The organism is Nocardia sp. NPDC047654 (genome assembly GCF_043205035.1).
GTDB lineage: Bacteria > Actinomycetota > Actinomycetes > Mycobacteriales > Mycobacteriaceae > Nocardia.
In genome coordinates this window covers 85,826-99,151 of record NZ_JBIDDF010000008.1, presented here as the reverse complement: position 1 = coordinate 99,151, position 13,326 = coordinate 85,826, and the positions used below count along the sequence as shown (strand labels likewise).

The following is a 13,326-nucleotide window of genomic DNA, read 5'->3' as shown; positions in this document are numbered from 1 at the left end:
CGGCCCCGGCGACACCGGCGGTTCCGCATCGCATGGCCGCGCCGCCAGTGCGCATACGCGATATATTGTATCTGCGATCAGTGCTGCACGAAGCGGTGCCCGTAGGGTGGCGTAGCCGTGTGCCGCGAGCAGAGGAGGAGCAGCCGGTGAAGTCGAACGGGGCCGACATTCCCGCCCGTACCCGTGCCCGGCATCAGCAGTTGCCCGACGAAGTCGCGGCGTATGTCCGCGAACAGATTCTGTCCGGCAACCTGCGTCCAGGTGAGTTCCTTCGCATGGAGCCGATCGCCGAGGCCGTCGGTGTGAGTATCACTCCCGTCCGGGAGGGGCTGTTGTCATTGAGCACCGAGGGACTCATCACCCTGCTCCCACGCCGTGGCTTCGTGGTGGCCGCCTTCACCCGCCAGCACATCCGCGACCTGTTCTGGGCCCAGAGCCAACTGTCCGGCGAGCTGGCCGCACGTGCGGCCGACCGGATCACCCCACACGAGCTGGATCGACTGACCGATCTCGTGGCCGAGTGCGAGGCCGCGATCCAGCGTGGTGACGTGGATGAGATCGGCCGGCTGGGTCACGAGTTCCACCGCACGATCAACTTGGCCGCCGATTCCGATGGCCTGGCCCGGTTGCTGGCCAACATCGTCAAACACCTGCCGAACCATTTCTATGCCTCCATCGAAGCTCATGTGCAAACCGCCGCGCCGCAACATGAAGAGCTCATCGAGGCGTTGCGCAAACAGGATTCGCGTCGTGCCAGGAACCTCACCGAGGCGCACATCATCGAGAACGCCGACTACGTGATCGAGATGCTCGAGAAGCGCGGACTGTGGGCCGATGAGGTGGCCGCAGGCTGACCCGCACACCTCCGGACCTGATCACTCCGGCCGACACGGTCGCCGCCAGGCCGGCACGGGCACTGTCCAAATTGCTGGACATTTCGGCATCCGAACCAACTCTAATGTCGGTTCGAGCCCGAGACGCCACTTGTTCCACCGAGTGGACGTGACGGCTACGTGGGACGTGGCGCGAGTCGGCCCGCGGTACCGGTACCGCAACTCCTCGGAATCGGGACCAAGGGGTACGCGCGGCGCTGGACGCGATGGGAGTCACAAGTGTCAAGGAATCCGGTAACACGCGGCGGGGTAATCGAGGCGGACACCCCGGACACGCGTCCGCCGCTGTCATTCGCGAGCGATGCCGCCGACGAGGTCGGCCCACTCGCACGCAGCGTCATCGACTGCTTCACCACCGGCGTCGCACTGTCAGGCGGGATCGCGGGCGTCGAGAGGGACCGGATCACCCAGCTGGTACAAGAGTGCGTGCGGCTGGCGGTCGGTGCGGTCGACGAGGACGGGACAGAACAACTCGCGGATGCGGCCGCCACCTGGGCGCGCACCGGAATCCCGCTGGAAACGGTCCTGCGTACAGTTCACGAGACTCTGCGAGCGAGCATCGGACAGCTCGCCGTGAGCGGCCGCCACGGTGACGGATTTCATGCGCCGGACGGTAACGACGTCGCCGTAGAACACCTTGCGACCGCGGTGCTCGAGCTTCTCGCGCTGTTGGACTCGACGATCTCCTGCGCCTACGTCCGCGATCTCCGTACCGGGGCAGGACATGTTCACATGATGACAGCGGAGCGCTACATCGCGACGCGGACGTTGGCCGCGGCACTGCTCAGCGGACACGTCACGGCGGCCGCCGCACGCGAATGTGGCATCGAGATAGCCAGAGAATACTGGGTTCTCGCACTCGCGATCCCGCCCGAGCCCGATCGGCCGCGGCACAGCTCCCCGCCGCTGGTCGCCGACCGCCGCATCCCGGGCACCATCGAGGCGGAACTGGCCCGCCGCAGCGACGACCGATCATTGTCGATTCTGTCGGTAGGCGGCGGCACCGTTCTGCTGCCCACCGATATCCCGGACGGTCTACTGGACTCGTTGGTAGGCGACGCCGCCCACGCGGCGGGCGCGTCGATCACCGCGACCGTCGTCCGATCGGCAGCCCCCGATATTCCCGACGGCGCGCGGCAGGCCCATGATCTTCTCGACATGGTGCAGCAGCTCGGTATGACCGGCGGCGTGTATCGGATGCAGGATCTGGCCCTCGAGTACCAGCTGACGCGGCCAGGGCCGGGGCGCACACACCTGGCGGCGTTGCTCGACCCGATCGATGACCATCCGGAACTGCTGGCCACGTTGTCCTGCTATGTCGCCCACGGTTCGGACAGGCGGCTCACCGCGCGGGCACTATATGTACACCCCAACACCGTCGACTTCCGGCTCAAGCGGATCGCTCAGCTGACCGGCCTCGACACCGCTCCCTCCAAGGGGCTGTGGCACCTGCGCTCGGCACTCGTCGCCCACAGCTACCTGAAGACGGCCTCGAACAGCTAGGCAGTGTCTGTGGCCGCGGCGCGGCGGCCACCACGGTTTCCGCGATCAGGCGCCTGTATCGCCACGCCGAAAACGACAAGATCATCCACCCATCCGACAACTCCGCCGTCAAGGTGACCGAATCGCGGCCCTTATCCAGTTCACGGCACGCGCTATCGCTCGAGCAAGTCCACGACCTCGGACACATCGCCTCGACGACCGGAAACGACCGCCCGCTCGACGCGTTGATCTTGCGACCGCTCATCGAAACCGCCTGCCGCCGTGACGGTTTGATTCACCCTTCGATGAACGACCTCAACATCGCAGACTGCCTGGTTCGACTCCGAGAGAAGGGAGCACGATATCGAACGCCAATCGGCATCCCCTGTCGCCGAGCATATGGCAACATCTCAGCAACCCGAATCATGAGGTAACGTATGAACCCACATACGTGGCGAATTCGCTGCGGAATGGGTGTTCTAAGCTGGAATGGACGGCCTATGCCCGGGCAGTAGGGAGCGGATGAACATCGCCAAAGCGCCTCAGCCGGAATACCGGCAGGCCCGCTTCGCCGATATCGAAGACATCGCGGCCATCGAGGCCGAGGTGTTCGCCGAGCCGTACCTGTACCTGATGCTGCGCCAGCTGTTCGACCTGCACGGATCCGAATGGCTGGTCGCCGAGGTGGAAGGCACCGTGATCGGTTATGCGCTGACGCTGGAGAAGTCCGGCCGGGCATTGCTGTTCACCTTCGCGGTGGCCAAGAGGTACCAGGGCGAAGGGTATGGCCACGCCCTGCTGACCCGCACCTTGCAGACCTGCCGCAAGATCGGCGCCGAGGTGGTGTATCTGACCGTGCGGCCGGACAACCAGCTGGCGAGCAACCTGTTCAGGCGAGCGGGATTCGAATTCGTCGAGCGCGACGACCGGTATTTCGGGCCGGGTGAGCCGCGCGACGTTTTCGAGTACCGGCTGAAGGGCCGCCCGCTAGACTCGTGACATGGGGGAGATTTCGCCCTTCGTCGCATCCGTCTCGACCCGGATCACAAGGCGCGCGGACGAATACACCGCCGAGATCGATCGGGGTGACCGTCCCGAGCAGGCCGAGCTGGAGCGGTTCACCGCGCATGCCGAGGCGATCCTCGCCGACTACGACCCGCCCAGTGCGCGGCGGCACTCCGACTCTCTGGTATTCCGGCATCTCTACGCGGCCGCGCGGCACCCGGCGCCGGACGAAGCGGACTGGCGGGTGCCGAGCGCTATCCCGGCGGCACTGCTGGCCGCCGAGATCGAATTCCGCGGTCCGCTCCGGCTGAGCAGCCGGCAGAACACCATGCTGGCCGAGGAGTACGAACTGCTGGGCGCGCAACTGTCGGCGGCCGGATTGCCCGCTCATGCGGCGCTGGCCTACCGGCGAGGGGCGGCGCTGTACCGGATGAACGAGGACGACGAGGCCCAGGATCGCTGCGGTCTGCGATTGGCCCGGGCCCGCACCCTCGCGCTGCCGCCGGGCCCCCGGCGCTGGCCCGGGCAACTGTCGTACGTGCTGTGCGGCTACGGCTATCGGCCGTTCTGGCTACTCGGCTGGGTGGCCGTGCAGCTGGTGCTGTTCACCGTCGCCGCTGTGCTCCTGAGCGGAATCCCCTCGCCGGCTGCCACCGTCTACACGTGCGTGACCGGCTTCATCAATCCACTGGGGCCGGGTGACACGGAGAATCTGCGTCCGGCGGCCCGGCCGCTGTTCGCCGTCCAAGCGTGGACCGGCACGGTGTCGATGTCGGTGTTCTTCGCGCTGCTGGTGCGCAAGTGGTTCCGGATGTAACCGCGGCGGTCGCTACCAGTCGGTATCGAATGCCTTGTGCTGCAAGATATTCAGTGTCGCGACGGCGATCCGGTTCTGTAGCTGGGCGACAAGGGCGTTCCACTGCCGGGACAACCCGGGATCGACTTGCAGCTCTCGCCACAACGCACGCATCGACGCCGGGGTATGCGCTCCCGGCATCCACAGCCCCGCGAGGTCTTCGAGCACCGGGGCGAGGATGTCGGTACGTTCGCGGCTGCGCGAGGGGAAGCGCTGGGCCTCCGCCAGTGCGGCGGCGACGACGGTCAGCAGCCAATCGTGCGCGGCGAGATCCTCGCAGAATCGTTGCGCATCATCCAGATCCGCCTCGTCACGCACGATCATCCGGACCGTGCGAAGGGCGCCGTCATCCAGATGCAGCGCGGCGGCGGGGCCCGCGCTGCCCCCGACGCGGGCAGTCCAGCGCAGCCGGGTGGTACCCGCCCGCACCGAGGGCGTCTGATCCAGCCGGGGGTCGGCGCGCAGGCGATTCAGCAGGCGTTCGCTGATCGAGGCCAGATCCAGTGTGTCCACATCGGCCGGGCCGGTGAGATACCCCTCCATTAGGGCTTCACCGGCGGTGGCCCGTTCGGGAATGCGGCTGATGACCTCGGTCACGCCCTTCTGGCTGAGGTAGTGCGACCAGGTTTGCCTGCGCCGGCCCGCGGCGCGCACCACCCGGGTGCGCGCGGTGGATTGCAGCACGCGTCCGCCGGACAGGACCGCGCTGGTCGCCACGGTTCCGACGATGTGCGCGGTCTGCTCGCCCAAGGCCAGATCACAGTCGACGCCCACCGCGGTGGTCGGCGAGACCGCCAGCGTGCCCGGCCGCTCCCGCCAGCGCACCGTGCAGCCCGGCATGAGCGCCAGCAGATCGCAGGCCTCCGCGCCGGTCAGCGCGGTCGACGACGGCAGCAGGCAGGTGCGCACTTCACCGAGGACGACCAGAGGCGTGGTCGCGGCCATGTCAAGCCCCGTCGAGCAGCAGGTGGGAGAGCCGATCGCTGACCTTGCGCGGCACCGGCACCGGCGGCACCTCGCCCGCGCCGCGGGTGATGGTCTGCTCGACCACGTCGTCGTCGAGGTCGAGGTGGTCGAGCACCAGCCGTACCGCGTGCTCGATGCCGATGTACCGCTTGGGCAGCATCGATAGCGTCTTGTACGCCGCGAACGGCGCGGCGGACGGATTGAGCTGCACCACCGGCGGCAGGTCGGCCCAGCGGCGCGGCGCCGGATCCTCGCGCCGCCAGGGTTGCGGATCCACCACCGCGCCACCGTGATAGCGCAGCATGCCGAGCCGCAGCAGATGCCAGACGGCCGCCAGGAACGGGCACGACCAGCGAGTGACCGTCACCCCGTCGACGACGTGCCTGCTCCACAACTCCACGTCGAGGAAGATCGAATGCTCCCGGCGACCGAACTCCTCCGGTGGCCGATAAGTACGCCGGCGCATGGCTTGATTGTGTTCGTCCTCCGAGGACCGGCGTCCGTTGCACAGCCAGCCCGATTCCGCGGTCGGCGGCCTGCGGCCGGTACTCGGCGGCGCGGGCTCGGCGACGATGCGCGCGGCCACCATCTCCGCCACGGGAATCGGCTCACCCAACGCCACACCCTCGACGAACTTCGAGGCCCGCCAGCAGCCGGACTCGCGCGCCAGGTAGTCGATGACCAGTCCGGATTCCTCCGCGGCGTCCAGCAGCTTGGTGAGGATGGCGGAGGGATCGGTGTCGGGATGGAAGTAGTCGTCGATCAGATAGCAGGTGCTCACGCGGGCGTTCGGGCCGAACTGCACCTTGGCCGACTCGATGAAGGCCGACACCAAGGGCACGATGCGGCGGAACTCCGCGGTGACCCGCTCGATATCGGAGGTGATCTCGTTGAGGTAGAAGTGCCCGACCTCGATAGATAAATGCGACAACGGAACCGAAGCGATCCGAGGCTGCTCGGTCGCCTCGCTGTAGCCCTGTGTATCCCGCATCTACAGCCTCTCCCACGTGGCGATGTCGACCAGTCGGCGAGCCAGTTCGGTATAGGCCAGCGCGGTCTCGGCGTTGGCGATCTGGGCGTTCACGTCGGCGTCGAGGATGAGCTGTTCGCGCCGCTGCAACACCGGTTCCATCGGGGTGTCGCCCAGCTTCGCGGTCGCGCCGAGCCGTTTGGCGGTGGCCAGCCGCCGCAACGCGGTGTCCTGCTCTTGCAGCCACGCCGCCTGCGCCGGGCGCTGGGCCACCCCGTCCCAGTTGGCGTCGGGCACGGCGGTGCGCACATAACGCACCGAACCGAGCAATTCCTCCGGGTCGTGGCCGCATTCGGCGCCCGCCTTCAGCAGACCGTGCGGGCCGTACACCAGACCGGCGGCGGCCACGATGTGCTGGCGAGTCCAGCGGTGGAAGATCAGCCAGCGGGCGGTTCGCCTGCGCAACTGCGGCAACGCGGTGGCTTGCAGGGCGATCTGCAAGGCAGCCGACCGGCCCGCGCTGAGATCCACGATCACAACACGGAACTCCTGATCCAGCGCCACCAGCAGTTCGGCGCATCGCTCCACCACAGCGTCTTCGCCGGTGAGGAACTCGGCGCCGCCCTCGTCGCCGGGCAGCAGCACGAGCCGGCCGGAGTTGGGACCGATCCGGCGCAGGTCCGGCCGATCGGTCGCCGCGCCCACGTCGACGCGGGCCACGGTTCCACTCTCACCGAGCAGGTAGGAATGCACGCCGCCGCGCGGCACACCGCGTTCGGCCGCACCGATCTCGAACAGCGCACCGGCGGTGGGCGAGCCGAGGTCGAAGTCGGCGTAGGCGACGTCGAGGCCGGAAAGACACAGCCGGTAGGCGATGTTGCAACTGGTCACCGAGCGTCCGGTGCCGCCCTTGTCGGAGGTGGAGAACACCAGCATGCCTGCCCCTACCGCGTCGCGTCCCGGCGGGCGTACGCCAGTTCGTCGAGCTGGACCAACGCCTGGGTGGCGAGGCTGTACGCGGTGCCTGGACGCTCGCGCAACACCCGGCGGGCTCGGTCGAGCGATTGCCGGATCCGGTTGACCGCGGCCTGTTTCGGCGAGAAGTCCTGGCCCTCGACCTCCAGTTCCTCCTGATTGAGCAGATGTTCGGCCTCGCTGAGCAGGTCCACCGCGCGGGCGACCATCGCCTGAGGGGCCAGCGGAGGTTGCTCGAAGGTGCTGTAGGCGATGACCAGGCACTCCATCATTCGCTCCGTGACGAACCAGGACGGCCCTTCCAGCCGCGTGTCCGCCGCGCCGACCACGCGGCCGATGTCGTCCCACAGGCCGATCACCGGGCCGTCCCGCAGCACTCGCTGGTCGAGATGATCCATCGCGGCCTCGGCCAGCGCCATCAGCCGGTCGCGGGTGTCCACGTCGGTGCGCAGGCGCGCGGCCTGCAGGCAGCGTTTGAGCAGCATGGTCGCGAAATCCGGCACGTACCAGACCAATTGGGTTCCCGCAGCGGCGTCCTCGCTGCCCGCCAGGTTCAGTCGCACACCCGGATAGTGCAGCGGCGCGGCGGGATCACCCACGGTGAACCGGCTGGTGATGCGTCCGCGGCGGGCCAGTTGGTCGAGCACCGCCACCGTGCGGGTCAGATCCTCGGTGCTCTCCCGATAGACCAGGTCCTGGATCAGCATGGCGGTGACCACGAGACTGAAATACTCCGATTCCTCGCCGTCGGCGGTGCGCCACGGGATGTCCTCCAGCGGCCAGCGGCCGTTGCCGAAGCGAGCCACCCTCGACCAGTAGTTGCGGGTCAGCTCGAAGCGCAGTTGCAACGCGTCGGCGAGAGTGCGCTGCTCGTCGGTCAGCAGATCGAGTTCCCGGATGCGCTGCGACGACAGGTCGATGATGCCGTCGAGGGCGACAGCGGTGAAATACAGGTACGGACGGGGCTCGGCGTGCCCGGTCGCGCTGCTGACCCGGCCCGGCACGAGGTCGATGGGTTCGGCGCTGCGCACGATGCCCCAGCTCCAGCCGCATTCGAACAGCCGCCCGTCGTCGGCGATATCGACCTCGGTGGTCTGGCTGAGCCTGACCTCGTTGGCCGCCTGCACCCGCAGGCGTTCCAGCTGGGCCGACAGCCGTTCGATGATCTCGTCGGGCGGCGTGCGGGTCTGGTTGAGCATGTAGATGATCGACTGCCCGAACTCGGTGGTCGGCTCCGGTGTGTGGATGACGAAACTGCGGACCAGGCCCGCCATCGCGGCGGTGAGCCGCGCGCTGACCAGCTCGATCACCGCGGGGATCCGCTCGCGTAATTGCCTGGCCTCCAGCCGGACCTCGCCGCTGACGAAGCGAAGGAATCCGCGCAGGAACCGCAGCGCCGCGATGCACAGGCTCAGCGACATCGAGTAGGAGTCGACCACCTCCACCGCCGATTGCGCGTCGGTGAGCGTGCCGCCGTCGCCGGAGCGCAGGTAGGAGCCGCTGGCGAAGACCGGCTCGCCATCGGGTGCGGTGTAGCGGCGCAGGTAGTCCTCCACCAGGGCGACCAGAACCCCGCCGATGCGGGTCTCCTCGCCGAACGGGGCGAGCGCGGACCTGACGTCGGGACTCATGTCGTTCGGTTGGTCCAGCGCGAACGCTTCGATCTCGGTCGCGGGATACAACAGGCAGAGCAGCTGCTCGGCGTCGCTGATGGAATTGGCGCCGTCGCGTCCGCCCCAGATCCACGTTCCGTCCGGATAGGAACAGGCGAGCACCGCTCGCCACAGCTCGAGCAACTGCTGCCTCGGCCGAATCCTCATCTGCTGTCGGACCTCGCCCCCGCGTTCGACCGGCCGCGCCGGACGTCGTTACATAGAGTGTGCCCCGCGGACGTTCACTTGGCCAAGCACAGTTTACGGGGGCACGGGTTGCTGCGAGATGTCTTGCGGGCCATGTTCTTCGCGATCACGCGGCGAGAACGATCGCGGCCTGCGATCCGGCGTCACTCCCGTCCCGCGGTGAGGGTGGTGATCACCGCCCGGAACTCCGCGGTCTGGAAGGACAGATCCTCCGCGGTGGTCGCGTAGTCCAGGGTTGCCAGCACCGCGCGTTCCAAGTGCAGGTTCAGCAGGCGCTTGGTGCTCTCGACCGCTTGGCGGGGCAATTCGAGGATGCGTTTCGCGCAGGCCAGCGCCTCGGTGCGCGGATCGGCGACCACGTGGTTGACCAAGCCCATCTCGCGGGCTCGCGCGGCGGGGATCTTCGCACCGGTGAGCGCGTACTCCTTGGCCAGCAGCAGGCTGGTGTGCAGCGGCCAGGTCAGCGGGCCACCGTCCGCGGCGACCAGGCCGACCTGGACATGCGGGTCCTTCAGGTAGGCGGTCTCGGCGATGTAGGCGATGTCGCTCAGCGCGACCAAGCTGCAGCCGAGGCCCACCGCGGGACCGTTCACCGCCGCCACCACCGGCACCCGGCACCGGGCCATGCCGAGCACGATGTCGCGGCCGTGCGCGATCGTCTTGGCGCGCAGCTCGGCATCGCTGCCCAGCTCGGCGAGATAGGCGAAGTCCCCGCCCGCCGAGAACGCCTTGCCCGCGCCGGTGAGCACCGCGACGCGCGCCTCCCGATCGTCGGACAGGCGGGGCCAGAGCCTGGCCAGACCGGTGTGCAGGTCGTCGTTGACGGCGTTGAGCGCGTCGGGCCGGTTGAGGGTGATGATCCGGATCGGTCCGTCGGCTTCGACGTGGATCTCTTCCGGCAAGTCGTACATGGTCAAACTCCTAATCCGAGGATGCGCGAGGCGATGATGTTCTTCTGGATCTGCGAGGTGCCGCCCATGACGCTCTGGGCGCGGCTGTAGAAGTAGCTGCCGAGCAGTTCCGGATCGTCCGTACCGCCGACGGCGAGCGCGGCGTGCCCGACCGACTGGTCCACCCAGGTCATGAGCAGTTTGTCCAGTGATCCGTCGGGACCGTGCACCACGCCGTCCAGCTGTTCGGACAGCCGCCGCCGCACGTGCAAGCGCAGCATCTCGGTCTGCACCGCCGCCCAGGACAGTTCCTCAGGCGCGCGACCGTCGAGCCGGGAAGCCAACTCGCGCACCAGTTTTCCGTAACGGGCCGCGTACCCGAGGGTGGACGGCTCGCGTTCGTGCCCGACGACGGTCATCGCCAGCTTCCAGCCGTCACCGGGCTCGCCGACCATCTGATCGGCGGGCACCGTCGCACCGTCGAAGAGCACTTGCCCGAACTCCCTGGTGACGCCGCTGATCATGGCCAGCGGCCGCTGCTGCACGCCGGGCTGGGCCATGGCGATCACGAACGCCGAGATGCCTTTGTGCCGTGGCGCGTTCGGGTCGGTCCTGGCCAGCAGCAGACACCAGTCGGCGACGTCGGAGTAGCTGGTCCAGATCTTGTGGCCGTGCACAACGTAGTGGTCGCCGTCGCGGGTCGCGGTAGTGCGCAGCGCGGCGAGGTCGGAGCCCGCGCCCGGCTCGCTGAAGCCCTGACACCAGCGCTGGGTGCCGTCGATCATCCCGGGCAGAAAGCGCCGCTGCAGTTCCTTGCCGCCGTGGCGGCCCAAGCCCTGCACGAGGTAGCCGAGGCTGGGGCGCGGCGGCGCGCCGGCGAGCGCGAGTTCCTCGTCCACGATCACGTCGTAGACCGGGGGCAGCTCGTGTCCGCCGAATTCCTTCGGCCAGGACAACCCGAAGAATCCCGCCGCGTACAGCGCGCGATGCCATTCGCCCTGGCGCGCCCAGTAGGCGTCGCCCGAAGTCGGGAACTTCCCGGCCGTCTCGGCCAGCCAGGCGCGCAGCCGCGCGCGAAATTCGGCCTCCTGCGATGAATCACGAAAGTCCAAGGTCGATCTCCTCCAGGCGGACGGGGAACAGTTCGGTCGAGACCAGCGCGCGCCGCAGGTAGACGTGGGCGAGGCACTCCCAGGTGTTGCCGATGCCGCCGTGCACCTGGATCGAGGTCTCGCAGACGGTGCGGGCGGCCCGTGCGGTGTAGACCTTGGCGATCCGCGCGGCCTGTAGTGCTTGCGCCGGAGCCGATTCGTCGACCGCCCAGGCCGCGTGCCGCAGCACGCTGATCGCCCCTTCGATCAGCGCGCGACTCTCGGCCAGCAGATGCGCCACGGCTTGGTAGGACCCGATCGCGCGGCCGTACTGCTCGCGGACCTTCGCGTACTCGACGGCGAGATCTTGCGCGCCGCGGGCGACGCCGAGCAGGTCGGCGGTGGTCGCGGTGAGGGCCAGCGCGTGCCATCGGGTGGCCTCCTCGGCCGCGAGTCCCCCGATGTGCCTGCGCCCGTCCGCGACCGTCGCGGTGCGCCGGGTCAGATCCGCGCCGGGCAGTGTGGCACCCAGTGGTGCGGCCAGGACCTGCTCGCCGGCGACGAGCAGCGCCTCATCGCTGCCGCGCGCGTCGACGGCGCGGTCACCGACCGCGATCGTCCAGCCGCGATCGTCGGCGCCGCAGCGCCTGCGCAGGTCGTCGGCGAGCACCGGGCCGAGGAAGGCGACGTCGACCAGACCACGGCCGAACTCCTCGGCCACGATCGCGACCTCGACCCCGGAAGCGCCGTCGGTGCGCAGGGCGCGCCAGCCGGTGGCCGCGACCGTTCGTTCCAGGCGCGCGAGGCGGTGCTCGTCGTCGAGACCCGCGACCGACCCTGGGCCGAGGTCGTCGGCCAATTTCGCCGCTGCATCGCGCAATTGCCGCTGTTCACTCGACAGACGGACGTCCATAGCGCTCCTTGAGTACTCGGCGCAGCGCCTTGCCCGAGGGCAGGCGCGGGATCTCGGGCACGAACACGACGCGACGCGGCCGCTTGTACCGGGCCAGGCGCTCGCCGACCAGGGCGATCAGCTCGTCGGCGGTGACCGACACCGCGCAGGCCACCGCCGCGACGATCGCCTCGCCGTCCGCGGCGTCGGGCTCACCGAACACGGCGCAGTCGGTCACCTCCGGGTGACTGTGCAGCACGGCCTCGATCTCGGCGGGCGCCACTTGGAAACCGCGGACCTTGATCATCTCCTTGGCCCGGTCGGTGAGCCGGATCCAGCCTTCGGCGTCGACGTAACCGACGTCGCCGGTGCGGTACCAGCCGTCGTCGAAGGCGCGGGCGGTCTCCTCGGCGGGCAGGTAGCCGGCCATCACCGACTCCGCACGGCATTGGATCTCGCCGATCTCCATGGGCGGCAGGACTTCTCCGGTGTCCAGCGCGACCACCCGTACGCGCACGCCGGGTGCGGCCTTGCCCACCGTGTCCAGCCGCGCGTCCTCCAGCGGGTTGCACGCGATCACCGGTAACTCGCTCGCACCGTATGCGGGCAACCAGCGCACTCCCGTGCGCCGGGTGACGGTCTCGGCCACGGCGACCGTCACCGGCGTCGCGCCCCACATGATGTAGCGCAGCGAACTCAGGTCGTAGGACTCGAGCCGCGGGTGCCCGGCGAGGGCGAGAGCGATGGGCGCGACGGCCATCTCGACGGTGATCCGGTCGTCTTGGATGCAGCAGAGCATCGTCTCCAGGTCGAAGCGGCGGTGCAGGCGCATCCACGCACCCGTTCGCAGCGCGGTCACGATGTTGAGCAGCCCCAGGATGTGCGAGGGCGGCGTGGCGATCTGGATCCGGTCGCTCGCGGTGAGGCCGAGAACCTCAGTCCATTGGCGCACCGCGACCGCCAGCGACGCGTGGGTGTGCCGCACCGCCTTCGGCATTCCGGTGGTGCCGGAACTGAACACCAGCACGGCGTCCGAGGCGGGGTCCGGCGGCGCATCACCGCGACGGGCGGGGACGATCGGCGCGTCCAGGTGCCGCATCGGCAGCACCTCGGCCAGCACCGGATTGTCGCCGACGCCCTGGCTCGGCCCGGCGACCGCCACCGCGTGCGCGACCTCGTCGTGCTTCCATGCCGGACTGATCAGCACCGCCGCGGCGCCCAGCCGCCAGATGGCCAGCACCGCGACGACGAACTCCGGCCGGTTCGACGACATGAGCGCAACGCGGTCTCCGGCGCGCACTCCGCGCTCGGCCAGTTCGGCCGCAAGACCGGCCGCGAGATCGTCGAGTTCGGTCCTCGTGTAGGCCCGCCCCTCGAAGACGAGCGCGCTCGAAGCGGTGGTCGAGAACATTTGAGAGATCCCGTCTCGTGAGTGAGAATATAATTC

12 protein-coding genes are annotated in these 13,326 nt (G+C 68.7%); 4 read left to right on the top strand and 8 right to left on the bottom strand.

The features are described 5' to 3' along the window. Positions 1-146: 146 nt before the first annotated feature. The 4 genes from ACGF7Y_RS21510 to ACGF7Y_RS21495 all read left to right on the top strand — a co-directional run bounded on the left by ACGF7Y_RS21510 (position 147) and on the right by ACGF7Y_RS21495 (position 4,197). Complete coding sequence (locus ACGF7Y_RS21510) at positions 147-854, top strand: GntR family transcriptional regulator (protein ID WP_393236309.1); 708 nt, start codon at positions 147-149, stop codon at positions 852-854. A 258-nt stretch (positions 855-1,112) separates the two neighbouring features. Further along, complete coding sequence (locus ACGF7Y_RS21505; RefSeq protein WP_393236307.1) at positions 1,113-2,396, top strand: PucR family transcriptional regulator; 1,284 nt, start codon at positions 1,113-1,115, stop codon at positions 2,394-2,396. A 501-nt stretch (positions 2,397-2,897) separates the two neighbouring features. After that, a complete protein-coding gene (locus ACGF7Y_RS21500; RefSeq protein ID WP_393236306.1) occupies positions 2,898-3,374 on the top strand; it encodes a GNAT family N-acetyltransferase in 477 nt (158 codons plus the stop codon). 1 nt (position 3,375) lies between these two features. Continuing rightward, positions 3,376-4,197, top strand: a complete 822-nt coding sequence (locus tag ACGF7Y_RS21495; protein WP_393236304.1) for a hypothetical protein — start codon at positions 3,376-3,378, stop codon at positions 4,195-4,197. Between the two features lie 12 nt (positions 4,198-4,209). Here the strand turns inward: ACGF7Y_RS21495 and ACGF7Y_RS21490 are convergent, their stop codons facing one another. The 8 genes from ACGF7Y_RS21490 to ACGF7Y_RS21455 form a co-directional block, all read right to left on the bottom strand. Continuing rightward, positions 4,210-5,181: an SCO2521 family protein gene (locus tag ACGF7Y_RS21490; RefSeq protein ID WP_393236302.1), complete on the bottom strand. Its 972-nt coding sequence runs from the start codon at positions 5,179-5,181 to the stop codon at positions 4,210-4,212. Between the two features lies 1 nt (position 5,182). Next, positions 5,183-6,193 carry an SCO2522 family protein gene (locus tag ACGF7Y_RS21485; protein ID WP_393236300.1) on the bottom strand — a complete coding sequence of 337 codons (1,011 nt, stop codon included), beginning with the start codon at positions 6,191-6,193 and terminating at the stop codon, positions 5,183-5,185. Continuing rightward, positions 6,194-7,108: an SCO2523 family variant P-loop protein gene (locus ACGF7Y_RS21480; RefSeq protein WP_393236298.1), complete on the bottom strand. Its 915-nt coding sequence runs from the start codon at positions 7,106-7,108 to the stop codon at positions 6,194-6,196. It lies immediately after the preceding gene. An 8-nt stretch (positions 7,109-7,116) separates the two neighbouring features. Beyond that, on the bottom strand, positions 7,117-8,967 hold the full coding sequence (locus ACGF7Y_RS21475) for an SCO2524 family protein (RefSeq protein ID WP_393236297.1): 1,851 nt from the start codon (positions 8,965-8,967) through the stop codon (positions 7,117-7,119). A gap of 182 nt (positions 8,968-9,149) precedes the next feature. Then, the gene (locus ACGF7Y_RS21470) at positions 9,150-9,917 is read right to left on the bottom strand and encodes an enoyl-CoA hydratase/isomerase family protein (protein ID WP_393236295.1); all 768 of its coding nucleotides are present in this window, start codon (positions 9,915-9,917) and stop codon (positions 9,150-9,152) included. Positions 9,918-9,919: 2 nt separating this feature from the next. After that, the gene (locus tag ACGF7Y_RS21465) at positions 9,920-11,008 is read right to left on the bottom strand and encodes an acyl-CoA dehydrogenase family protein (RefSeq protein ID WP_393236294.1); all 1,089 of its coding nucleotides are present in this window, start codon (positions 11,006-11,008) and stop codon (positions 9,920-9,922) included. After that, a complete protein-coding gene (locus tag ACGF7Y_RS21460; RefSeq protein WP_393236293.1) occupies positions 10,995-11,900 on the bottom strand; it encodes an acyl-CoA dehydrogenase family protein in 906 nt (301 codons plus the stop codon). Before ACGF7Y_RS21460 ends, ACGF7Y_RS21465 begins: the two co-directional genes overlap by 14 nt. Next, positions 11,878-13,290 carry a class I adenylate-forming enzyme family protein gene (locus ACGF7Y_RS21455; protein ID WP_393236292.1) on the bottom strand — a complete coding sequence of 471 codons (1,413 nt, stop codon included), beginning with the start codon at positions 13,288-13,290 and terminating at the stop codon, positions 11,878-11,880. The genes ACGF7Y_RS21460 and ACGF7Y_RS21455 overlap by 23 nt, the downstream gene beginning before the upstream one ends. Positions 13,291-13,326: the final 36 nt, after the last annotated feature.

Coding starts and splice junctions, on each gene's coding strand:
- ACGF7Y_RS21460 (WP_393236293.1), bottom strand. CDS start 11,900: ATGGACGTCCGTCTGTCGAGTGAACAGCGGCAATTGCGCGATGCAGCG.
- ACGF7Y_RS21455 (WP_393236292.1), bottom strand. CDS start 13,290: ATGTTCTCGACCACCGCTTCGAGCGCGCTCGTCTTCGAGGGGCGGGCC.
- ACGF7Y_RS21480 (WP_393236298.1), bottom strand. CDS start 7,108: ATGCTGGTGTTCTCCACCTCCGACAAGGGCGGCACCGGACGCTCGGTG.
- ACGF7Y_RS21490 (WP_393236302.1), bottom strand. CDS start 5,181: ATGGCCGCGACCACGCCTCTGGTCGTCCTCGGTGAAGTGCGCACCTGC.
- ACGF7Y_RS21475 (WP_393236297.1), bottom strand. CDS start 8,967: ATGAGGATTCGGCCGAGGCAGCAGTTGCTCGAGCTGTGGCGAGCGGTG.
- ACGF7Y_RS21485 (WP_393236300.1), bottom strand. CDS start 6,193: ATGCGGGATACACAGGGCTACAGCGAGGCGACCGAGCAGCCTCGGATC.
- ACGF7Y_RS21495 (WP_393236304.1), top strand. CDS start 3,376: ATGGGGGAGATTTCGCCCTTCGTCGCATCCGTCTCGACCCGGATCACA.
- ACGF7Y_RS21500 (WP_393236306.1), top strand. CDS start 2,898: ATGAACATCGCCAAAGCGCCTCAGCCGGAATACCGGCAGGCCCGCTTC.
- ACGF7Y_RS21470 (WP_393236295.1), bottom strand. CDS start 9,917: ATGTACGACTTGCCGGAAGAGATCCACGTCGAAGCCGACGGACCGATC.